Source organism: Microcoleus sp. w1-18aA5 (genome assembly GCF_036701705.1).
GTDB lineage: Bacteria > Cyanobacteriota > Cyanobacteriia > Cyanobacteriales > Microcoleaceae > Microcoleus.
Genome location: NZ_JAUPTE010000057.1, coordinates 1 through 23,496 on the forward strand (window position 1 = coordinate 1; position 23,496 = coordinate 23,496).

Annotated in this window: 19 protein-coding genes; 10 read left to right on the top strand and 9 right to left on the bottom strand. The window is 45.9% G+C overall.

From position 1 onward, the window contains the following. Positions 1-191: 191 nt before the first annotated feature. Positions 192-422, top strand: a complete 231-nt coding sequence (locus tag Q5691_RS27760; protein ID WP_445305839.1) for a DUF4365 domain-containing protein — start codon at positions 192-194, stop codon at positions 420-422. Beyond that, complete coding sequence (locus Q5691_RS19230) at positions 419-964, top strand: hypothetical protein (protein ID WP_333346378.1); 546 nt, start codon at positions 419-421, stop codon at positions 962-964. The genes Q5691_RS27760 and Q5691_RS19230 overlap by 4 nt, the downstream gene beginning before the upstream one ends. A 27-nt stretch (positions 965-991) precedes the next feature. Here Q5691_RS19230 and Q5691_RS19235 read toward each other — a convergent pair whose 3' ends face one another. The 4 genes from Q5691_RS19235 to nuoB all read right to left on the bottom strand — a co-directional run bounded on the left by Q5691_RS19235 (position 992) and on the right by nuoB (position 4,243). Next, positions 992-1,807 carry an alpha/beta hydrolase gene (locus Q5691_RS19235; RefSeq protein ID WP_333346381.1) on the bottom strand — a complete coding sequence of 272 codons (816 nt, stop codon included), beginning with the start codon at positions 1,805-1,807 and terminating at the stop codon, positions 992-994. A 32-nt stretch (positions 1,808-1,839) separates the two neighbouring features. Next, the gene (locus tag Q5691_RS19240) at positions 1,840-3,039 is read right to left on the bottom strand and encodes an FAD-dependent monooxygenase (RefSeq protein ID WP_333346384.1); all 1,200 of its coding nucleotides are present in this window, start codon (positions 3,037-3,039) and stop codon (positions 1,840-1,842) included. Between the two features lie 81 nt (positions 3,040-3,120). Then, positions 3,121-3,537: a VOC family protein gene (locus tag Q5691_RS19245; RefSeq protein WP_333214141.1), complete on the bottom strand. Its 417-nt coding sequence runs from the start codon at positions 3,535-3,537 to the stop codon at positions 3,121-3,123. After that, the gene (gene nuoB / locus Q5691_RS19250) at positions 3,530-4,243 is read right to left on the bottom strand and encodes an NADH-quinone oxidoreductase subunit NuoB (protein ID WP_333214173.1); all 714 of its coding nucleotides are present in this window, start codon (positions 4,241-4,243) and stop codon (positions 3,530-3,532) included. The genes Q5691_RS19245 and nuoB overlap by 8 nt, the downstream gene beginning before the upstream one ends. Positions 4,244-4,740: 497 nt before the next feature. Here nuoB and cax point away from each other — a divergent pair, with 497 nt between their 5' ends. Then, a complete protein-coding gene (gene cax / locus Q5691_RS19255; RefSeq protein WP_333214138.1) occupies positions 4,741-5,862 on the top strand; it encodes a calcium/proton exchanger in 1,122 nt (373 codons plus the stop codon). 1,109 nt (positions 5,863-6,971) lie between these two features. Beyond that, positions 6,972-9,047, top strand: coding sequence for a serine/threonine-protein kinase (locus Q5691_RS19260; protein WP_333214136.1), 2,076 nt, complete (start codon positions 6,972-6,974; stop codon positions 9,045-9,047). Positions 9,048-9,333: 286 nt separating this feature from the next. Here Q5691_RS19260 and Q5691_RS19265 read toward each other — a convergent pair whose 3' ends face one another. Beyond that, positions 9,334-9,972: a transaldolase family protein gene (locus Q5691_RS19265; RefSeq protein ID WP_333214134.1), complete on the bottom strand. Its 639-nt coding sequence runs from the start codon at positions 9,970-9,972 to the stop codon at positions 9,334-9,336. 279 nt (positions 9,973-10,251) lie between these two features. Here Q5691_RS19265 and Q5691_RS19270 point away from each other — a divergent pair, with 279 nt between their 5' ends. Beyond that, the gene (locus Q5691_RS19270) at positions 10,252-10,476 is read left to right on the top strand and encodes a hypothetical protein (RefSeq protein WP_333214133.1); all 225 of its coding nucleotides are present in this window, start codon (positions 10,252-10,254) and stop codon (positions 10,474-10,476) included. Positions 10,477-10,855: 379 nt separating this feature from the next. Here the strand turns inward: Q5691_RS19270 and Q5691_RS19275 are convergent, their stop codons facing one another. After that, on the bottom strand, positions 10,856-12,019 hold the full coding sequence (locus Q5691_RS19275; protein WP_333214131.1) for a quinone-dependent dihydroorotate dehydrogenase: 1,164 nt from the start codon (positions 12,017-12,019) through the stop codon (positions 10,856-10,858). Between the two features lie 230 nt (positions 12,020-12,249). Here Q5691_RS19275 and Q5691_RS19280 point away from each other — a divergent pair, with 230 nt between their 5' ends. Continuing rightward, a complete protein-coding gene (locus Q5691_RS19280) occupies positions 12,250-15,171 on the top strand; it encodes a GAF domain-containing protein (protein ID WP_333346388.1) in 2,922 nt (973 codons plus the stop codon). Positions 15,172-15,344: 173 nt separating this feature from the next. Here Q5691_RS19280 and Q5691_RS19285 read toward each other — a convergent pair whose 3' ends face one another. Next, on the bottom strand, positions 15,345-15,803 hold the full coding sequence (locus Q5691_RS19285; RefSeq protein ID WP_333346390.1) for an ABA4-like family protein: 459 nt from the start codon (positions 15,801-15,803) through the stop codon (positions 15,345-15,347). 178 nt (positions 15,804-15,981) lie between these two features. On the opposite strand from Q5691_RS19285, the gene Q5691_RS19290 reads away from it, so the two are divergent. Continuing rightward, positions 15,982-16,992 (top strand): leucine-rich repeat domain-containing protein, encoded by a 1,011-nt coding sequence (locus Q5691_RS19290; protein ID WP_333272137.1) that lies wholly within the window; start codon positions 15,982-15,984, stop codon positions 16,990-16,992. A gap of 139 nt (positions 16,993-17,131) precedes the next feature. On the opposite strand, the gene Q5691_RS19295 is transcribed toward Q5691_RS19290, so the two are convergent. Beyond that, the gene (locus tag Q5691_RS19295) at positions 17,132-17,497 is read right to left on the bottom strand and encodes a hypothetical protein (RefSeq protein ID WP_333346393.1); all 366 of its coding nucleotides are present in this window, start codon (positions 17,495-17,497) and stop codon (positions 17,132-17,134) included. Further along, positions 17,449-18,948 carry an NAD(P)/FAD-dependent oxidoreductase gene (locus Q5691_RS19300; RefSeq protein WP_333214121.1) on the bottom strand — a complete coding sequence of 500 codons (1,500 nt, stop codon included), beginning with the start codon at positions 18,946-18,948 and terminating at the stop codon, positions 17,449-17,451. The genes Q5691_RS19295 and Q5691_RS19300 overlap by 49 nt, the downstream gene beginning before the upstream one ends. A gap of 70 nt (positions 18,949-19,018) precedes the next feature. On the opposite strand from Q5691_RS19300, the gene Q5691_RS19305 reads away from it, so the two are divergent. The 3 genes from Q5691_RS19305 (at position 19,019) to Q5691_RS19315 (ending at position 23,326) form a co-directional block, all read left to right on the top strand. Further along, complete coding sequence (locus Q5691_RS19305) at positions 19,019-20,710, top strand: hypothetical protein (protein ID WP_333311542.1); 1,692 nt, start codon at positions 19,019-19,021, stop codon at positions 20,708-20,710. Between the two features lie 183 nt (positions 20,711-20,893). After that, a complete protein-coding gene (locus tag Q5691_RS19310) occupies positions 20,894-21,889 on the top strand; it encodes a pentapeptide repeat-containing protein (protein ID WP_333214117.1) in 996 nt (331 codons plus the stop codon). 90 nt (positions 21,890-21,979) lie between these two features. Beyond that, positions 21,980-23,326: a serine/threonine-protein kinase gene (locus Q5691_RS19315; protein WP_333311541.1), complete on the top strand. Its 1,347-nt coding sequence runs from the start codon at positions 21,980-21,982 to the stop codon at positions 23,324-23,326. The last annotated feature ends 170 nt before the right edge of the window (positions 23,327-23,496 follow it).

Genomic DNA, 23,496 nt, shown 5'->3' on the forward strand with positions numbered 1-23,496 from the left:
TCTGGTTGCTGGGGGCTTTTTCATTGGTTTATTTTACCAGCTTTTGTCACCGAAGTTTTTTTGACCTGAATCCTTACCTAACGCTCACCTTTTACAAAAAAACATTTTTAAAGAGGGATTGATTAAAATGTTCGCGATAATATTTTATTGACAAGTAGCTTCAAGTCATCTTAAGAAGGGATAACTTCGCCATTCCCCGAATTTTAGTTGTCGTTTTAATCCCCGAAACACCCGAAGAATGGTTAACCCAGTCGGAAACAGAACTCTGCATCAGAGGCTGCGGATATTGGATATCGCTGCGGGGAAAGCCAAAAACACCAAACACAAACGCTGTCACCGTCCCCATCCCCAGAACCCACAAATTTACAGTCGCCGCCCTTCAGTCAATTATGGAGGGAATTAGCCAAGGAGTTCAACCATGAAAGTCACCGTAAAAGATAGCCAAACTCTCGAAACAATCAAGCTAAATCAACTGAGAAATTACTTACAAACTCATGGCTGGCATGAAGACCAACCTTTCTTAGATAATGCCACACTTTGGCACAAACCAACAGCCGATGCAGAAGAATTTGAAATATTGCTACCTAAGCGGGAAAACCTGGGAGATTATGCCGCCCGCATCCGCGAGGCAATTCAAACCCTAGAAAACGCAGAAAATCGCCCTCAAATTGAAATTTTAAGCGAACTACTTACCCGCATTCCCAACACGACTATTCAGGGAATTGTTATGCAAATTCACAACACCCCAAATCCCAAAAAATTAAGTGGCGAAATTACTCTCCTCGGCCTTGTAGTTGCCAAATTGCGGAAAATTCAAACTTCACTCGCAGACAAAGATTATATCCTGGCGATTAAAGCTTACCAAGAACGCTTACCGATTCTCTGTAGCGGTGACTTAATCAAAGACAACAACGCCTTCATCCTCCAAAATCCCCACAACTTAACTCTCGATGAATTGTGGTAAAACTAACAGATTTTGTCGAAATCTATATTAAACACCTTCCAAACAAATATCCAGTTCTCTAGCAAAGGCCTCTGGCGCATCCAGCATCAGCCAGTGTCCAGTATCGGCGATCGTAGTTGTCGTCAGTGTGGGACGGAGGATGTGGAGGCTAAACGGAAAAGTGTTTGAGGGAGCAATAATGGCGTGGGCCCGTGTTCCAGGGGCTGCTAGGTAGCGATCGAGAGGATCAACTGCTTCAAAGGCAAACATCCCGCGAGACATTCCAGACAGACAATCCTGTGGAGTCGCCGCCAAGCAAGCGAGTATCCGATCGCACGTCTGGGCCCTGCTTCCTGTCAGCGCCTCGTTGAAGCTGGTTTCCACAGCAGCCCGCCAATCCTCCGTCTCCAGAGCTCTCTGGTAGGGGACGATCCGTGCCTCGTGCACATCTGGAGGCACCTTGGTAAAGTCTCCAGGTGGATCTACCAGGATTAACTGCGCGATGCGGTGTGGTGCTGTGGCTGCTGTGGCGAGGGCAATACAAGCACCGAAACTGTGCCCGACGATCGCCACTCGATCGAGTCCTAGCCCATCCAGTACCGCCAAAACATCCGCTGCACAGGAGGCGGGCGCATAGTTGCCGTCTTCCGGCGGTGCAGAATCGCCGTGTCCCCGCATATCAAGGGCGATCGCGCGTCGGGTACGGGCGACATGGGCAAGCTGCGCCTCCCAGATGCTCGCGGAAACCGTCATACCGTGCACAAACACCACCGGCAGCGCCTCGGATTCCGCAGCGGTGACAGGGGGGCTGGCTTCGATGATGTGAATAGTGCCGATCGGTCCTTTGATATTTGTCGATCGCATACAATTTTCTCCTAACTTTGAATTTCCTCTTTTCACACAACCAATTTTACATCTGTTACTCCTTGGCGCAATTCATACTGTCCTTTCACCCAAAATTGTTTAATATTTTCACCCAAAAAGGGAGCAGTTTGCATCATCAATAAACGCAATAATCCATTTTTTCGCAGTTGTTCGCCTTTCCACGCTTCTTGTGCTTGCAGTTGTTGGGCGCGAATAATTTCTGGTTCGCGTTCTGCCTGAATCCCCGATAATGCTAAGTCAATATCCTCGTAATTAGCCCCTGCTTTCAATAAAGGTACAAGGTGATTGGCCGCAACAATGACATCGCGGAACGCCATGTTAATTCCTTGAGCGCGAACCGGAGACATGGGATGTGCAGCATCCCCCAAAAGTATGATTCCTGGTCGATGCCAGCACGGACAGCGACCAACCACAACAGATAATCGCATCGGAGATTCGATCGTATCGGCACAGTTGCGGAAATGTTCTGCCATCCACGCAGGCGATAGCGATGCGAAAGTTTCTGCCCAGTCTGTGTGTTTCCAATCGGTTTTGTCATCGGCAGATAAAACCCAAGCCAGATGAAGTTTTCCTGATTCTGCCCCATGAAAAACACTAAATCCGCTACCGCCATTCAGGATGGAATAAAATACATTATCCGCCACAAACCGAGGATGAGCGGCAAGTTTAAACCACAGAACATCTACACTATTCTGCTGTTTTACTAACTCTAATTCTGCACGCTGTCGTACAACCGAGTTTCTACCATCTGTACCAATCACAAGTGCAGCAGGAATCTCTCGCCCATCTCCTAGCTTTACACCCGCAATGCGATCGTTGCTGTACAGTAAATCTTTTACGGGAACACCTGGGATAAATTCAAACTCTGGATGCAATTGAGCTTCTGCAATTAGTGCTTCAAGGAATGGCGGTTGAGAAACTAGCGTACAAGGTCGATTTGACCCCATTGGCTCATCAACTCGAAATAGTTGCCGATCGCCCACAATGAACTCCCAGGCATCAATTTGTCGGTGTGGAACACCTTCTAGCATTGTGGATAAGCCCATTTGGGCGATCGCATCCAATCCGCTGGGCATTAACCCTTCACCGCGAAACACTCGGTAGGAATCTTTTGCCGCCTCAACCAAAGTTATGGCAATACCTCGTTTCACCAGCAGTAAGGCAAGTGCCGCACCAGTTGGCCCCGATCCCACAATTACAACTTGCCTCATTGCCATTCCCCATTGCTTTTTAATGTATTCCCCAGCTTAATTTACATCCTCAGAGATAAAGCACTGCCGCAGCTCTATACATCAAGTAGCATTCTCCACTGTAAATCCGATTTCTTGCCCGTAGGATAGTTCCAGCGTGTGACCGTCCGGATCTCGCAAAAAAGCCCAGTAGCCGATCGGATATCCATCATCTTTTGGTTCCTCAAGCAATAGGCCTTCTTGACGTGCTTTGTCGCAGAGATCGTCCATATATTCGCGGCTTTTGCAGCCAACTCCGAGGTGTGCCCAGGGAGACAGAACGGGATGTACGGAGTCTGTTTGAATTAGCACAATTACAAAAGGGCGAGTGCGGTCAGAAAGCCAGACCACAGCAACACCAGTTTCTGCATCGATGCGGCGGTGAACTACTTGCATTCCAGCATACTTGAAGTAAAATTCGATACTGCGATCAACATTTGAAACCGGAAGGGCTATATGAGTCAGTCCAATATCAATCATGAGAGGTATAAGAAGTTAATTGAAACTGTTGGACTGTTGGCAATCCCGATGATGTAATTTCTTTTGGCGCCATCTGTCGCGCTGAAGTCTCCAGGTATTTTCCCTCGTGGGTTGGTGAGACGATTTTCATCCCGTGAGGGCGACTGTAATAGCGGTGGGTTGGTTCCCTCAGTGCCTGTTCTTGGAAGCTTTCGTTGGCAATTTTTTTGCGGAGTTTGACGATCGCATCCATAATCGCTTCGGGGCGGGGCGGGCATCCTGGCACATAGACATCCACGGGAATTAACTTGTCTACACCGCGGACAGCAGTCGGAGAATCTGCACTGAACATTCCGCCTGTAATCGTGCAAGCACCCATTGCAATCACGTATTTGGGTTCTGGCATTTGTTCGTACAGGCGCACCAAAACTGGAGCATACTTCATCGTGATGGTGCCAGCGGTAATCATCAAATCTGCCTGTCGGGGAGACATCCGGGGAAATACACCTAATCGATCCAAATCGAAACGGGCTGCCAGCATGGCGCTAAATTCAATGAAGCAACAGGCAGTCCCAAACATCAGCGGATACAAGCTGGACATTTTTGCCCAGTTATAAAGGTCATCGACTGTTGTGAGGATGATGTTTCCAGATAGCTGATGCGTGACTTCAGGAGCAGCGATCGAATTGGCGATCGGCAAATCTTCAGAAGGAATATGCAGTGTCATGTCAGGTAAGTTCATTTTGACAAACTCCTTAATTAATCTAGCGGTTGGTTATCGGTAGTTGCGTGTTTATTTGTATCTGAATACTAAAAATTTTATAAAAAATTGAATAAAAAACAACTGATAAATACAGTTTTTCTTTGATTATGGTATGGCATTTTAGATGTGGCAACCAACTGTAATATACTGTAAAATATCGGATAAAAATAGCGATTTTGGAAGTTATGCTTCAACTGCGTGGGATTCGCGATTGCGCTGTACAAAAGCTCGATCAATCGGCGACCAACAGCTAGCGGGCCAAAGAGGGCGATCGTCTCAGAGTATCAGCCTCCGAATTTATCGGTGCGGGTCGCTTTCATCAATCTAAAACTTGTGCTAAGCGAAGTCGAAGTATCTAAAATCTAAAATCGATTGACGGAACGCTTAATTCCAGAACCCAAGCTTTTTTTTTTATTTGCCCGCAGGCTATCATTGTCAGTTGACAGCTTTTGAGAATCTAAATGCTAAACACAAATACAATAATTTCCAGCCTGCTGTTATTTATCCCGGTTTCCATCGCCGGACACTTTCTCGGCTGGGAATCCTCCACAATCTTCGTCACCTCGGCTTTAGCCATCATCCCCCTAGCCGCCTGGATGGGGACAGCCACCGAAGAAATCGCCGTCGTCCTCGGCGCCAACTTGGGGGGTTTGCTGAACGCTACCTTCGGAAATGCCACGGAACTGATTATCGGCATCGTCGCCCTCAACGCCGGACTAATAGATGTTGTCAAGGCCAGCATCACCGGTTCAATTATGAGCAACCTGCTGCTGGTGATGGGATTTGCGATGCTGCTGGGCGGCTTGCGCTACAAAGAACAAGAATTTCAGCCGACAGTCGCCCGGTTGAACGCTTCAGCGATGAACTTAGCGGTGATTGCCATTTTGGTGCCGACGGCAGTTAATGCCACCTCTATTGGCATCCCTCCCGAAACTATGCAGAACCTCTCTAGCGCTGTTGCTGTAGTCCTGATTATCGTCTACGTGCTGACGCTGCTGTTTTCGATGAAAACCCACAGTTATCTGTACGATGCAGGGGTGGCAGAAATAGGAATGCTTGAAGAATTAGCCGAAAGTAACTTAGCACCAGACAGTCCTGACCACAAAGTCAATCTGCCACTGTGGATTGGGGTGCTATTGGCCTGTACCCTGATGGTAGCTGTCGAGTCGGAACTGTTGGTGGGTACTCTCGAAGAAGCGACAGCGCGTTTGGGGCTGACATCACTGTTTACCGGGGTGATTTTAGTGCCGATTATTGGCAATGCTGCCGAACATACGACGGCGGTGACGGTAGCGATGAAAAATAAAATGGATTTGTCGGTTTCTGTGGCCGTGGGTTCCAGTTTGCAAATTGCTTTGTTTGTTGCGCCCGTGTTGGTTTTGGCAGGTTTTGTCTTGGGCAAACCGATGGACTTGAATTTCAACCCGTTTGAACTTGTAGCGGTTGCGGTGTCGGTGCTGATCGCCAATTCTATCAGTTCTGACGGCAACTCTAACTGGCTAGAAGGTACTTTGCTGTTGGCAGCTTATACGGTTTTGGCGCTGGCGTTCTACTTCCATCCGGTAATTGAGGGACTTGTTTAAAAGGCTTTCTTCTGCTGAAGGAAGAGGGAAGAGGGAAGAAGGCCGATTTTTTCACTCCCTCACTCGCCCACTCTCCCACTCTCACTTCTTTCTTCGAGAGTGGTGGCTGCGATCGTACAATTGAAATGTGGCTGTTCTCTCGTTATTAGTTCTGGTCTGTTTGTACATTATGTGCTCTGATCAGGGATTTGTGACCTCGATCGGCTATGACAAACAACAAAAGCTTTGACCTCAACCCGATCGTTAGATCGCAGTGCTCCCGGTTATAAAAAACACGGAATGCTGAAGTCAAGCGAGACTAAAACCTCCCTTGACTTCAGAGACGGTGCAAGATTTAAATCAAGGGTGCTGATGAGTCTTTTACTAGGTGTGCTACGATCGTCATAAGTTGAAAACTGAGTTGGACTTGCCTAGCCAAAAAGTTCACCAAAGTTAGTCATACTTAACTTGACTGATTAACATTCTGGGCGATATGATTAAATCAATTCCGAAAAAAAGGCTTAATTATCTGGGAGAGTAAACCGAGCGTGCAAGTCAAAAATGACCAGCCTGTCACAAGGTAGAACGGGAGCCCGCGTTTCGTTAAATTGGTGGAAAATAGTTGATGAATAATGGCTACAAGCTTCAACTAAAATTAATTCAATGAGGGCGTTGCTCCGCCCGAATTAACGCCTGTGGACAAGAAAGAGCCGACTCCCTTGGGTGAAGCAGGAAACAGACCCTTCAGGAGTAATTCTGATTGAATGGTGAGGCTTAAATAAGTTTGGCCAAGTTTGGTGTAGCAGTAAACGACGGTCGATTTAAAACTGACCAGCCTATAAAAAGGTCGAACGGGATACCACGATTCGTTAAATTGGTTGAAAATAATGGTTAAACAATGGCTAAAAGCTTCCACAATAATAAATAGTTGTATAGACTTCAAAAATAGGGTGCTGCTCCACCCGAATTTACGCCTGTGGACAAGTAAGAGCCGACTCTCTTGGCAGAAGCAGGAATCAGACCCTCTAGAAAATACTTCTAGTTGAATGGTAAAGCTTAGATAAGTTTAACCAAGTTTTGTATAGCAGTGTCAAAGTAAAACTTGATAGAGCAACCTCAATCAGGGTTATGTGGCTTCTGTGAGTTATTGCCTCAATCCCAAATGCCCGAATCCCTCCGATCCAGCCAACTCTGGCAAATCCGTGTGTATCCACTGCGGGTCTGAACTGTTGTTGCAAGGTCGATATCGGCTAGTCGCGCCTCTCGGAGGCGGTGGCTTTGGCCGAACATTTGAAGTGGACGACAACGGCGCCCGAAGAGTGCTTAAAGTCCTGCTCAAAGACCATCCCAAAGCTGTAGAACTTTTTAAGCAAGAAGCCGACGTATTGGTCAGGCTGAGACATCCAGGTATTCCTAAAGTCGATCGCGACGGTTATTTTACATTTACGCCAGCTCACAGCACAGAGTCTTTTCACTGTCTGGTGATGGAGAAAATTGCTGGGGCCAATTTGCAAGACTGGCTGAAACATCGGGGTCGCCCCATCAGTCAAGAACAAGCTCTGAATTGGCTCAAACAACTGTCGGAAATTTTAGACCAAGTTCACCGACTCAACTATTTTCATCGAGATATCAAGCCGCACAATATTATGTGCAAGCCCAACGGGCAGTTAGTGCTGATAGACTTCGGAACTGCTCGGGAAGTGTCGGGGACTTATTTCGCTAAGGTTGGCCAGGGGCAAAATGTGACTGGTATTGTTTCTCCTGGCTACACGCCGCCGGAACAAACTAATGGCAAGGCTGTTCCCCAGTCGGATTTTTTTGCTCTGGGGCGCACTTTTGTTTATTTGCTGACTGGGAAGCCGCCGACTGCGTTTCCAGAGAACCCGCGCACGGGCAGATTAATGTGGCGCAAAGGAGCTCCTCAAGTTTCCGACGCCGTGGCTAATGTGATCGATTACCTGATGGCGCCTTTTCCGGGCAATCGACCTCAAAGTCCCCAGATGGTTTTGCAGTGCTTGGAGGAAATTAATCTCGACGACGCAGAAACTCAGGTGCCGACTCAGTTGCCGACGACGGGGCAAACTAAAATTCGCGGAACTTCCGGGCCGTCTGGGGCGAAGAAGCAGAGTTCAATGAACCGCCTCAGACCTCTGAATTCGGGATTGAACAAGACCGATAAAGAAGTTTTTGATTGGAAAAAGAAGCTGCTGGCCGGCACGGCTGTTTTGATGCTGGGTATTGGCGCGTCTCAAATTTACGGTTCGCTGCGTTATGGGGTGTTCCCGGCAAACCCGGTGTGGCTGCTTTCTAGTTTACCTAGCAGTCAGTTTTTGCAAAGAAGTTTGGATAATAAAGGGAGTGTAAATGCGATCGCCCTGTCGCCTGACGGTCAAACTTTGGTGAGCGCAAGCTTTGGGACGATTAGAATTTGGAATCTGAGGACGGGACGCCTCCTGGTGCCGCCTCTCTATTCGGTGCATTCTAAAAAATCGGTCAAGACGTTGGCGGTGAGCCCGGACGGCTCGATTTTGGCCAGCGGGGGCGGCGATAATAATGTGATTCTCTGGGATTTGAAGACGGGGCGACGGATGCGGACGATTGCTGCTCACAAAGCCGCCGTCAACGCCATCGCTTTTAGCAGGGACGGTCAAACTCTCGCTAGCGGCAGCGATGACAAAACTGTTCGTTTGTGGAATGTCAAAACCGGCAGCAGGTTGCGGACTTTGAGCGGCCACGCCGGAGGAGTAAACGCGATCGCCTTGAGCAGGGACGGTAAAACTCTCGCTAGCGGCAGCCAGGACAAGACTGTGCGTTTGTGGAATCTCGATACCGGAGAAGTCAGAAGAATTATCACAGGTCACGGGGGCCCGGTTAATGCTGTGGCTTTTAGCCCGAACGGGCAAATTGTGGCTAGTGCTAGCAACGACAATACGATCCGTTTGTCGAACGTACAAGACGGGAAGCGCACCCGCACTTTTAAAGGGCATTCGAGCTGGGTGAGGACGATCGCCTTTAGCCCGGACAGCCGCACTTTGATCAGCGGGGGCGGAGATATTATAGTTTGGGATTTGAAGACGGGAAAAGAAAGAAGCACTCTTTCTGGTCACAGTCAGTTTGTGAGTTCTGTTGCTATTTCCTCCAAAGATAGCAAGACTTTTGTGAGCGGCAGTCCCGATCGCACTATTAAGATTTGGCGAATGCCATAGTCATACTATTTTAGATTTTAGATTTTAGATCTAAGAATTGGTAATGACTGCTTTTGTATAGGTTTGGAGTACGGGTCTACAGTTGCATTGTTTTTTTTTGCTGGCATCAGTAGTCATATCAATTTCGGTTGCATTAGAATGATTAAACCGCTCTTGACCCTCTCGGCGCAGAGGAATAGAACAGAGGGATGAATAATTCCGATGGTACCGGATTTAATATTATTCAAAACCCAGACCAATTACCCATTACCAATTCGTAATTTTCCAGTTTCACATAAATTGGGTATTATCCACAAATTCCGCGCCCGTTTTTCGCAAATTCATCCACAGTTTGCTGCGATAATTCATGAACTGTCATTGCTTGCAAAATGTCAAAAGGCAATGTCAAATGATGGGCGCCAGCTAACAAAGTTTTTACCGCTTCTTCCGGCGACTTAATGCTAGCTGCCAAAATCTCAGTATTACTTCTCTGCAACACATTGGCCATATCCCGCACTAAGGCAAAACCGTCTCCTAACAATCTGGTGGCGCGATTCACGTAGGCGATCGCATATTTGGCCCCCGCTTCTGCTGAGACAACTGCTTGTGATGCGTTGTAAATAGCTGTCACCGCGCAAGGAATTTCTGGTGACAAATGCGCTACTGCTTGAAAACCAGCCGCCGTTGCTGGAACTTTCAACACTGTTTGCTGTCCAATTAATTCAAAAGCCGCTTTTCCTTCTGCTACCATGCCATCAAAATCAGATGCAGTTAGCTGATAATACACTTCCCCCGGAATAAGTTTCGCCAGTTGTGTGAGCGTCACATCGGGAGCTAAATCGCTTTTTCCCAGGAGGGTTGGATTAGTAGTAATTCCCGAAAGCCAGCCGAACTTGCTCGCCTCTTTTGCTTCGGCTACAATTGCAGTATCGAGATATATTCCCATCAGCTCTACACCTTTATTTTCTTAGTTTATTCTGAGTTGTCCGATGTTTAGTTTCAATTTGATGTCACTGAGCGTCAAATTGATTGTTAGGTATTAACTGTAGCAGATTTGCAAAAACATCGCTAGTAAGTAAAAATAACAATTAAGTGATGGGTATCACCTCATTGGCTGATTACGATCGCCATGTAAGAAAACTTCGATCGCCAAATGCCGGAAACAAACAATTTATATTTGTAGTATGGGTTATGTATGCAATAACTCAAGGAGGTGACTCATAAAATGAGAGAAAAAGAAAATCATCAGTCACAAGTCAGTCTTGAGGAATCTTGTGACAAAGCGGAGTTGAAAAAAACCGCAGCCACTCAAGACTTACCAGAAAATGATAATTCTCAAACCGAGTCTAAAGCATTTGAAAATCACGGTGAAGATGGTTTGAAGGCTCTAGCACGGTTAATGATGGTGAGTCTAACTTGGTCGCTGGCAGGACTTTCTAAACCTAAGTAAATTTTTGGGATATTGGTTATATCGTTTCCGGTTGGATGGGAATGATCAAGTCAAGGTTGCACAATTCCACATTCCCCCACTCCCCACGAACCACTCTCCATCATAGAAAGTGTAACCGGAATTGATATTATTGGTTATTGGTAATCAAGACTGGTATTCTGCCAGAGTGCCATGAATCTTTAAGTTTTAATATCCAATTCCTAATCTCTCGCCTGTGCTTTTTATAGTACAGGCTTGCCCATTTCCCAATCGGATGGGACTCAATGCCTCATCCCTGGGCTTCGCCCAATTCCCCATATCAAACTTTTATTTATATCAACCGTTTTGGCGGTTGTTATAAATCCGCCCCAAAGACACAATATTGTTGTGTCCTGATCTGCTACTTAATATTTTCCGAACCTACTGCCTCAGAAATCGAATTAAATCCTTTTTTGTCCAACTTTTGCAGCAAACCTTGGAGAATCCGACGCACCATCCAAGGCCCTTCGTAAACCCAACCGGTGTAAACTTGAATTAAACTCGCACCGGCGGCTATTTTTTCCCAAGCATCTTCGGCGGTGAAAATGCCGCCAACTCCAATTATCGGCAATTCGCCTTTTGTATATTGCCAAATAAATCGGATTACTTCTGTCGATCGCTCCCGCACTGGAAGCCCGCTAATTCCCCCGGCTTCTTCGGCGATTGGTTTGCCTGTTTCTCGCAATATTTGTGTTTTCAATCCGTCGCGGCGAATCGTGGTATTTGTGGCGATAATTCCTGCTAGTTGGTAGGTTTTTGCTAAGTCGAGAATTGATACGATCGCCTCGGACTCCAAATCCGGCGCAATCTTGACTAAAATTGGCTTGGTTCCCTGATTTTCTTGTTGCAAAATTTCCAAAATTGTGCTAAGCCCAGCAGCATCTTGGAGCGATCGCAACCCCGGCGTATTCGGAGAGGAAACGTTCACTACAAAATAGTCGCCCCAATCTTTCAGCAGCTTAAAACTCTCCAAATAGTCGGCTGCTGCTTGCTCTAACGGTGTTACCTTAGATTTACCGAGATTGATGCCCAAGGGGAATGAGGACTGAGGCATGGGGCGCTGGGCATCAAATTTTGACTGTTTCTGTCCTGCCTGAAACCGGGCTGCCATTGCCGCGGCTCCTTGATTGTTAAATCCCATGCGGTTGAGGGCTGCACTGTCCTCCGTCAAGCGAAACAAGCGAGGTTGGGGGTTTCCCGGCTGTGGTTGACAAGTGACAGTGCCAAGTTCGGCAAAGCCAAAGCCAAAATTTGCCCAAATGTCAGCAGCTACGCCGTTTTTATCAAATCCGGCGGCCAAGCCGACAGGATTGTTAAAGCTCAGTCCCCACAAAGATTGTTCGAGGCGAGAATCTTGGACTCCCAAAGATTTCTGCAATCGCCAGAGCATTTGGCTGGTTGCGGGGTTTGACTGGGTTCTGGCTGCGAGTTCGAGAACTTGAAGAGTGCGGTTGTGCAGCCACTCGGCATCGGTTTTCAATATGGAAAACAACAACGGGCGTACACTTGATTGATAAATATCCAATGATTTGTACTGGGGCAATTTACAAATTAGAAATGAGAAGGAAAATAAAAATATTCACGAGCAGACAGTGAAGGTGAGGTTGTTACTTCAACTTCGATCGACTTTATCCAATGTTTGAGATTGAAGCATAAGTGAGACGATTATATTATAAGTTGACTCTTTGGCATTTTATTTTTTTGAATATTTAAGTTAGTAATTTTAAATTAGACAAGGTGCGGGGAAGCTTGGAAATGGGGCAGCAGCAAAGACCAAAGGATTTAGACGAACAAATCGCGACCCTAGAGCGCGTTCTCCAGACTCTCCGAGAAGAGGAGAATGTTGAAGTGTTACTTTCGACCACACTCGGTTACTTGCAAGCGGAATTTGACTGGGGGTTGATTTGGATCGGGTTGTATGATCGACAGGCCCACAGATTGTTCGGGAAAGGCGGCATAACTCCTAACGGCGACCAGTCTTTTCTCAAACAGCGGTTTGCTCTCAGTCCAGGGGATTTGCTCGAACAAGTGGTGATTCAGCTTCGGCCTGTGGGAGTCCCGGATTTGCGATCGGAAAGTAGAGCCGGAGAATGGCGCAAAGCAGCTCAAACTTTCAATATTCAAGGCACGACTCTGTTTCCGCTCCGCTACAAAGACCGCTGCTACGGCGTGATTTTGCTCGGCACTGAGGTATGGGGAGCGTCGCCCAAGTCGGGGGAAAAAACGCAGTTGGCGATCGTATTTGGAGCGCTGGCAACTGCTCTTTACCAAATAGAAAAAGACTGGCAGCGACAACAAGTTAAACACCCAGATGAGTCTCTTTTAGCGCTGATTTCGCAGTTGGGGGAATTGCGATCGCTCGACCAATACTTGCAAGCGGTTGTCGAACAAACTCATGAATTTACTGAGCCGACACGCACCAATGTTTATTGGTTCGAGCGAGAGCGGCGCTATTTTTGGCGCCGAGTCAGCAACCGCGAAGTTGCTCCGGGTTTGGGCGGGCCCGGCCGAGCGGCTTCGGGCATCACCGTTCAAGACTTGGGCGAATTTTATCAGGCTTTGGGCAGGGAAGAAATGGTTTGGATCGGTGAATCTCAAAGTTCTCTGAAAACTGAGCTGACGGGGCGGTTGATGCAGCAAATCCGGGCTCGCTCTCTGTTGGCTGCGCCGATTGTTTCAGAAGGGGAATTGTTGGGATTTTTGGCAGTCGAAGCCAGCGAACCCCGGATTTGGCAAGACAATGAAAAGCATTATCTGCGGGGGGTGGCGCAGTTAGTGGCTCTGACGGCTCCTGTGTCGGAGATGGAGGAGAAAATTCAACAAACTGAGATCGATCGAGATTTAACTGCCGGAATAGCTCACGCCATCTACAGCGATGCTGACTGGGAGGCGACTTTGAAAAATACCGCCGAACAGTTGTGCGATCGGCTCAAATGCGAATACTTTTTGCTGCTGCTGTACGGCGAAGAACAAAATCGCTTTGAAATTGTCTGCCAAAATCAGCCCCGCAATCGCAGGCCAGTGCCGTCGCCACTCAATGCCCTCGATGTGGCTGACGTGGGGCTGTTGCAAGAAAGCGAACCTCTGGCTATTGAAAATTGGGAGGAAGATGGGCGGTTGGGCGCTTGGCGGGATGTGTTGGGGGAGGCGGGGGTGCGATCGCTTTTGGCATCGAGCACGAGGGGGAAAAAGAAAGAGGGAGAAAACCCGAATCTAAAATCTAAAATCGCTAATCGAAAATCGATCGAGGGTTTGCTGGTTGTCGGGCACAGTGCCACTCGCACTTGGAGGCGATCTGAACAAGAATTAGTTCGGCTAGTAAGCCAACAACTCGGATTGATCCTGCATTCGTGGCAGCAGAGTTCGGCAATTGACAAATATCAGCAATTTGAGCGATCGCTCAAATCGGGTTTGGCGGTTTTGCACCATTCTCCTGATGAGCAATCTGAGCAAGAGATATCTGCTGCTTCACCGACGATGTTCCCAGAGTTGCCGCTACAAAAGCTCGATCGTAACTTTGCTCAACACGTTTCCCAAACACTTTCCTGTCCTTTAGTAGCCGTAATTACTTGGAATCCCGGTGAGGAGGAAGGTTCAATTGCGACGGCGCTAGCTGCCAACCCCGTATTTGCGCTCAATCCCGAGGCGGTGATTCCTGTCAAAACAGATGCCTTGATCCAACAAACGCTGGCTGCTAGCGGGGTGCTGCAACAGAGCACGAGCCAACTGCAACTGGCGACGAAGCGGTGGCTCCGCAGTCCGGGAATTGGCGAGATTCTGACGGTGGCACTGCGGACGGCCCCAGAACACGCTCCGGCGGGCATTGTGGTGGCAGCAGACGCTCCGGGCCGCCAGTGGTCGGAGTTGTCGGTGAGTTTACTCAGCTCGATGGCGTCTCAGTTGGCTTGGTGGCGCAGGTATTTGGCGGTGCAATCGATCCAGGAGTCGCAGCGATTGGATCTGGAGTTGCTCAACTGGTACAAACAGCGCCGTTTTGAGGACTTTTACCGCACTGTGGGAGCGGGGGTGAAGGAGTTGGGGGAGTTGAGTCAGTCGATTTTGCAGTCGGCGAAGGAACAAAAGGATGCTCTGAAAACTTTGCGCTACCAACAGGTTTTGCGACACATTGGCAATGCTGTGGGGTCAACTCATTTGCTGCTGAAACAGGAACAGTGGCGGCTGCAATTCGGACAAGATGCGGTGCCTGTGAGCGCTTGGCTGAGGCGCTCGCTCGATCGAACGGCCCCCATGGTCAAACAGTCTCAAGTCTTGCTGGAAGTGCACAGAGAAACTGCTGTGTCGATGCCTGCGGGTCAGACTTTGAGCGTTCGCGGGGACAGCATCAAGCTGGATTTGATCCTGTGCGAATTGCTGGCGACGGCTTGCAGGCGCTCTGCTGTTGGCGCCAAAATTGAGATTCGCTCTGAGTTGTTGGGGGAAGATTTGTTAGAATTATCTGTGATCGATAGCGGCGCGTGCGATCGACACTTCATTGCAGCTTTCAACGGGGATTCCGAACCCGATATATTAGCGGTTTCTAATTCCCATAGGTCGATCGTGCAAAATCTTTTAATTTGTCAGCGAGCAGTACGCTTAATGGGGGGAAACTTTTCTTTAGAAATCTTAGAAAACAATTTAATTGTGGCTCGTTTAGTGCTGCCCCTAGCCAATTCTTAAAATTCTGTAGCCGCGAGTTCACCCCTACCTGTAATTCACATACTATAACCATCGTAAATCATTTGTGAATTTCTTACTCCCTCCCCTTGATAAGGGGAGGGTTGCGGTGGGGTCAAAAATTTCCGACTCCTGCAAGGATTGCTATAACATCCAAGGTATTAAAAACCTTTTCCCTAAACCGATGAAGTAGCAGTTTCCGCCGCATCAGAACTTGGGAAAAACCTTTGAGTAATCCAAGCAGTTACAATATGAGAAAGCAATCCCATCGGGCCCGCAAAAAAGCACAAAGCCAAAGAATGAACCGTCCAAACTCCTGTCCGCTGTCCTTCCCAATAAATCCAGCGCCCGACAAATAAGTCCATCACTAAAAAATGTATCCATCCCGTAGCCGCCGCCGTTTCTTCCCCCAGAAACTTAGCAATATCTGCTAACTTAGGATTGGATAAAGCAGCCGCATTTTCCGCAGTCAGACTGCTACCAAACAAATATATGTACAAAACAGCGAGCATCGCAAACGGAATAAAGGAATTCATCACTTTTCTGGTAATTCCCCAGTTGGGTAATAAAATCATAATTGCCCAGAAAGGCACAACGAACAGATTACCGAAATTAAAAATTAGTTCTGGTGTCATAGTTGGCTCTTGGCTCCTGCGAATGCAATGCAATTAAGGATGTTAAGATTACTTTACACAATTTTTGCGGAAATTTCTCAAAATCCGAAAAAAATCTCATTCACAAATGAAATAGAATTGCTATACTTATCTAAAATTTCAAATCTCGCATCTAAAATCGATTAAGGCAGCACAGCCCATGACAAATTATAATAACTTTGCCGAGTGGTGCAAGCACAAAGAAAATATCTCTCCCGGCGCCAAAGATACGGTAGAAATACTGTTGCAAATATCAGATACTTCAGATTGCGATCGAGCCAACGAACTGCTTTCTAATACAACAGAACTTAACCTCAAAAACCTTCAACTTACTGATATCAGCCCCCTCTCATCTTTCACTCAACTTACTAATCTCATCCTCGGTAGTAATCAAATATCTGACATCGCTCCCCTGCAAGCTTTAACTAACCTGAAAACTCTGGTTATAGATGTCAATCAAATATCAGATATCAGCCCGCTTTCATATCTAATAAATCTGACTCAACTCGTTCTCGATACCAATCAAATCTCAGATATCAGTCCCCTAGCAGGTCTAACTAATATTACCGCACTTGTCTTGTTTGACAACAAAATTTCCGACATCACTCCGGTGAAAAATTTAACTAACTTAAATGCGCTGATTCTCTACAAAAATCAAATCTCCGATCTCGCTCCTCTGGCAAATTTAACTGAACTCCAGACACTCTACCTTTACAATAATAAAATATCGGATATCACCCCGCTGGCTTCCTTGAAAAATCTCAAAACGCTGTTTCTCTTCGGAAATGAAATATCTGACCTTACTCCGCTGGAATCTCTAACAAACTTAAATAAATTGGTTTTATTCCAAAATCAAATATCCGATATTAGTCCTTTGAAATCGCTCACTAATTTAATTGAACTAAACCTGGGTAACAATCAAATATCAGATATCAGTCCGTTGAAATCGTTAACTAATTTGACTGAACTTTATTTGTTCAACAATCCGATTTCGGATAGCAGCGCGCTACAAGCTTTAAATAATTTATTTTTACTAGACTTGTACAACAATCAAATCTCTGATATCAGTTCCCTGCAATCTTTGCAAAAGTTAACTACGCTGGACTTGCGCGGGAATCCCATTGTTAATAAAATTTGTCCTGTCAATCCTGAATCTATATGTAGGTTTTAATTAATTATTAAGGTCGAGGCAAGATTGCGGTTTATAGAGTATAATGTCAAAGGTCAATATCAGGAGAAAGTGATGAGCGGACACGATGCTTTAATGTTAGGATTGCTACTGTTGCCAGGTTTGGCTTTATCGATCGCAATTATGGGCGCTTTTGCCGCTGGTGGATAATCAGTTTTGGCAGCAGGCAGATTTTGTAAAAAGTAGTCTTTTCCTCGTGCCCTGGCTCTGGCTGGGAACGCATTTCACTATTGCTTTGCCTCCTGTTTTTTTGCCAGCGAGGCAGAGCCTCTGGATCTCGGTTCCCCGCCAGAGGCAGGGAACCACTTAATTTCCCTTCTTCCTTCTTCCTTTTTCCTTCTCCCTTCTTCCTTCTTCCTTCTTCCTTCTTCCTGACATCCGTTACATCCGTTACATCCGTTACATCCGTTACATAATCCGTTGCCGAACTTCCTTTGCTTACAAAAATTGTGCTGTAACATTGGAATTTACCAAAGTATTCGCGCACAAAATACCCGATGCTGCGACGGCGGGCACGCCAATTCCGGGCATGGTGCTGTCTCCCACGCGATACAAGCCTTTGACTGGTGTTTGCGGGCCGGGAAATGTGCCTTTTCCGGCGGCAATTGCAGGCCCGTAAGTTCCTTGATATCGGCGCAAAAATCGGGCGTGGGTTAGCGGTGTGCCGATCGACTCTAAGACTATCCGCGATCGCAAATCCGGTATAATTTTTTCTAAAGCTTGAAACAGAGATTGCGATCGCTCTTGCTTTTTCTGCTGATACAATTCGCCATATTCCCAACCTTCGTAAGGTTCCAATGTATAAGCGTGAATGGCGTGATGTCCGGGCGGCGCGAGAGTTGCATCCCACACTGTAGGAATCGAAATCATGCAAGTATTTCCGGGCACTGTAATGTCAATTTTGCTGTCGTGAACGACGACGTGGTGACCGGTCAAACCTTCGAGTCCTTCGGCTTTAATTCCTAAATGCAGGTGCATGAAACTGTCTACGGCGGGCATCGATAAAGCGTTTTTTCGGTAGCTTTCCGGCAAATCTTCAGGCCGCAGTAATTTTGTATAAGTATCCCAGATTGTGGCATTTGAAATAACAATTGGGGCGCGGATAACTTCGCCATTTTTCAAGCGAACACCGGTGGTTTTGCCCGCTTCAACTAATATTTGCTCGACGGGAGCTCCCAAGCGCAATTTTCCTCCCCAGCGCTGCAAACCTCTGACTAAAGCATCGACGATCGCACCGCTGCCACCTACAGGATATTCGATCGCACAGCGCGATCGTTCGCCAATCATAAAAGCTATTTCCGGGGCGACAGTTCCGTGCGCTTTCAAACCCGACAGCAAAAAGCACTCCAAATCTATCAAACGCCGCACCCAAGGGTCACGCACGTCCCGATCCATCAAGGAACCTGCTGAACCAGCGATCGCACCTACTAGCGGCAACAGCTTCAGCAAAGCAGGCGAGTACCGAGACAGCAAAACAGGTATTAACTGCCAGTCGGATCTCAGCGCTAAAGCCGGAATTCCACGCAAAGCTTCATACAAAAGTAATAAATTTTGTTGAAATTGCTGTAATTCTACAGCACCTTGCGGTGCGAACTTAGCTACAGCATCTAAGTAACTTCTCGCATTAGCATAAATCGGTAAACTTCCCTCTGGAAAATGGTAATGCCCCAGCGGATCGTAGGAAATTGCTGCGATCGATTCCTCCAAAACATCAAAAACTTGCCGCAAAGGATTAAACGACCGGGGGTCAGTCAAACCGCAATAAAAAGAAGGCCCCGAATCAAAGTGAAATCCCCGGCGGGAAAAGCTGTGAGCCGCCCCGCCCGCTATGATGTGGCTCTCGCAGACGAGTACCCGCTTGCCGTAGCGAGCTAGCATTGAGCCAGCGACTAAGCCCCCAATACCGCTGCCAATTACGATCGCATCAAAGTCTTGCATTTATCAAATGTGGTATAATTGTATTATTTCTTGCTGAGTGTTGACAGGGTATTTTTATGGGAGGAAAACTATGAAAGCTTTATCTATTTTAGATGAAGTTGTTCGCGAATTAGAACAAGACGTGAATCTTTCGCGCATTAAAAAAATAATATTTTTTGCTTGTAGAGACTTCTGGGAAAACGACCCTGCCCAACTCACCAGCGCAGATGTAAGGATATTAATCGAAGAACTGTGCGCCAAATACAGCAGGTTAGAAGATATTGAAGCTGTTTTAAATAGTATAGTCTCTAAGGTTAATAAAAAAACCGAATATGCTTTAGTAACAGATCTTATAGTCTGTCAACTTAGCAGGCTGTATGAATTTGAAGACTTCACTAAATTAGAAATAAACATATCTAGTTTTGGCGGTCAGGAAGCTCCCGCATTTGAAGAGCACTTTAGTTCGGAAGTACCCAGCAGCGAAGAAAGGGGCAGAAACCCCGGCAGTTTATTTGATGTCAGACAAAAAATTTTGCAACAAACAAATCCGCTGAGGGCGAAAATCCTAATTTTTTCTACTCTTTATCACCAGTTTACTTTTAGCGATCGCGACTGGCTACTGCTGAAAACTCAAGAACTTGACACTCTGCTGCGACAACTGTTTAATGTCTGTGGTAGCCTAGCTGAACTGGAATCTCAGTTGTACAGAACTGCTAGCAATCTCGACAACAGGGATGAAAACGACCAAGCTGCGAGCGTAATCATCAAAGCGATGAATCCTTGTTACGCAAAAATGCAACAGGAAGAATCCTATGAAGCTGAATCTTCGGGTAGTGAAGATTACGATCAGACACATTTAAACAACAGTGTTTATGAAGAGATCGAGCTGGTGGACAAACGCAGCGATTATTTTGATCCAGGCGAGATTACTCACATCCTTCAAGCTGCTCCACCTCATTATCATTATGACCCTCAAAAGAGTTACTTAGTGCCTGACACGGCAGAAAATCTACCGTTTAAAGAACCCGAAACCAGCAATAATTATGCTACCGAGTTCAGACAGGAAATCGTAGAAACATTCCCAGTTGCAGAAATGCCGACTATTATCGAAATTTTAGAACCTGCGGCTCCTGTTATTATAAATATTAGCGATTCCATTAAACGAAAATTGGAATTGGAAGAAGAAATGACAGGATTAGTCAGTCAAAGTGCTAACTCCGCAACGGCGCAAATAGAAAATATATTTACCCAGTTAGAAGCTGCTTTGAACAGAAAATTTTCTACGGCAAGTGTAGAGGAGCGTTTGTACTGGAAATATAAAAATCTCAGAGAGTATGTAGCCAAAGTTCAGAAGTTTACAGATAAATTGCTGGAAATTTTGATTGAACTGGAGTCAAAAGAAAGCGGAAAATATCCTTCTGAAATACCAGAAAACATGGCAGACAATATTTCCGAAATACCGCCGGAAAACTCTAGCCATAAAGCAAATCAGTATCAGCTTCTGGAAATGGCAAAGCAAGGCAAACCAAAGGCGATCGCCCAATTGATTAATCAATTACTACAGCCTAAAGGAATTGCTGCTACAGCGGGATTTAAAGATGGTTGGCTCCATGTAATTCTGGAGTCTGCTGAAGTACCAAACCAACAGGCTACAGCTACATACATTCACAAAAAACTCTGTACTTTAAAATCACAATATCTTACTCATGTGAAAATTCACGGGCGACAGTTAGGCAGCAAAACAGTTTTTTGGACTCAAGAATTTGTCCATCAAACTCATTAAATGCCCCGACTCAAGTCTGAGGATACACAAACTAACTCGGCCTGCGTCAACTGAAATTCAAGAAATTTCATCAATTTTCTCAGACTTAAGTCTGGCGCTACAAAAATTAAGTCCACCTGCGCGAACAGAAACTTAAGCAGTCTAGAAATAGCAGATTCTACCTAATTCACAACAAAAACAAATATGAATGCCAGCGAAATTTTAAGGCGATATACATCAGGAGAACTAGATTTTCAAGGTATGAATCTCAGAGGAGTATACCTGAGCGGTGCCGATTTAATTGGCGTTAATTTAAGCAGTGCTGACCTCTGGGGTGCAAACTTAGCGATGTCGTACCTGAGCAGAATTAACCTTCAGCGCGCAAATTTAACTAATGCAAAGTTGTGCGGTGCTAACTTAAATCAAGCAAACTTGAGCGGAGCCAATTTATCCGATGCAGACTTCCACGGAGCGACTTTGCAAGGTGCCGACTTTCGCAGAGCCAATATCTCTTTGGCAGTTTTTATCGATGCAAATTTGAGCGATGCAGATATGCGAGGTGTCAATTTGCAAGGTGCAGATTTGCGCGGTGCGTGCTTGCGGGGTGCAAATTTGCGGAAGGAGCCGCGGATTTTTGAGGGTGCAAATTTGCGGGGTACAAATTTGCAAGGTGCAGATTTGCGGGGCGTCAATTTGCAAGGTGCAGATTTGACTAAAGCTAATCTCAGTCACGCGAATTTGACAGAAGCATCTCTGGGGGAAGCAAATCTGACTCAGGCAAATTTGAGCGAAGCGATTTTAGATGGCGTATTTTTGACTGAAGCAACTTTGGTAGAAACAAATTTTTCCTGGGCTGTAATGGCAAATGCTAAGTTGGAAAGAGCTGTGTTAATTGATGCTGAATTGGCTGGCGCTAACTTGCGGGGTGCATTTATGACTGATGTTAAGTTGAGCAATGCTAATTTAATTATGGCTGACTTGAGTCGAGCTAATTTGGTGCGGGCTGATTTGAGTCGAGCTAATTTTAATCAGGCAAATTTGAGTGAAGCTAATCTGACTGATGCTTATCTGGCTAGAACAGATTTGCGGGAGGCAATTTTGCACCGCACAACTTTGATTAGGGCAGATTTGAGCACTGCTAATTTATCAGGTGCTCAGTGGCGCGGTACAATTATGCCGAATGGAGAAATGCACGGGTAATTACTTCTACTAGCAATTTAACGCTCTCGGCCAAATAGTTAATTTAATAGTGAAGAAGATTTCCTGTAAGTAAAAAAATAGGACAAGGCTGTGTTAAATCCAGGAACAATTTTACAAGAACGTTATCAACTGCAACAGCGTTTAGGACGCACAGCGGCCGGTCATCAAACTTGGCTAACAGTAGATTTAGAGTCTCAAGAACAGGTGACACTGAAAATGTTAGCTTTTAGCCCGGAAATGCAGTGGGAAGAGCTCAAGCTTTTTGAAAGAGAAGCACAAGTTTTGCAGGCCCTAAATCATCCCCGCATTCCTTGCTATCGAGATTATTTTTCCCTGGAGCGGGAAGCCGGATCAGGATTGCCTTGGTTTGGGTTAGTGCAAGATTATATTCCGGGATTTTCACTTCAGGAATTGTTAGAAAAAGGCAAGAAATTTCCAGAAAAACAAGTACGAAAAATTGCCAGTGAAGTGCTGGAAATTTTAATTTATTTGCATGAATTAAGCCCCCCAGTTTTGCACCGAGATATTAAGCCTAGTAATTTAATTTTGGGGGAAGATCAGCACGTTTATCTAGTAGATTTTGGTGCGGTACAAGCTCAAGCGGCGGTGACAGGCGTAACGTTTACAGTGGTAGGAACGAGTGGCTATGCACCCTTAGAACAGTTTTGGGGGCGGGCGGTGGTGGCTTCGGATTTGTATGCTTTGGGAGCTACTTTAATTCATTTGTTAACGGGGATGACTCCTGCGGATTTACCACAGAAAGATTCTCGGATTCAGTTTAGCGATCGCGTGAGTGTGAATCCCAGTTTGGTAAGCTGGATTGAGAAGATGACGGAAATCGCCTTAGAAAAGCGTTTCAGCAAGGCTAGAGACGCTTTAGCAGCTTTGAAATCGGGCAACATACAAGGGGCTAATCTTCAAATTCCGACTGTTTGGAAAATTGCTAAACCACCTCACAGTCGCATTCAATTTAGCAAATCAGCGACGGAGTTAAACATTAAAATTCCGTCTACTTTAGTCAGAAAGCCTTTTTTCTGTGCTTTTTTAATAGGAATATTAATTATACTGTTATGGAGGCCAATTACCTTAGTATTTGGGGAACCAAATTTTTATACTGGATTAGGATTGTTTACGATTATAGCAAGTACAAGTATCTTACTTAAGATTGTGGGCAATGGTAATAAAATTACATTTAACCGGAACTCCTTTAAACTAGAACATCAGATATTTGGTTGGAGTTATTTAGGACAAAGAGGGGAATTTTCTGAGATTTTGGGTGCTTTTATATACAATACTTCTTTTTTTGGGGGTAATCAAATCAGAATCCGTTCAGGCAACTATACAGGAACTTACTTTTATGTCTTAGGGAACCATTTGAAAGAGGTTGAGGCAGCTTGGTTAGCGCAAGAAATTCAAGATTGGTTAAATTTAAGATAAATTTTTGTAGGGCGAAGCCTTGGTGATTAATTTTTTTTGTATAATAGATATCCCCCAACTAAAAATGGGTGACGCACTCACTTATAGGGCGTCTAAAATACAGCAGATTTCAGGTTCATTAAGTACAGTAGCAACAGCTTGTAAACCACAGACTGCTTGATTTAAAAAAT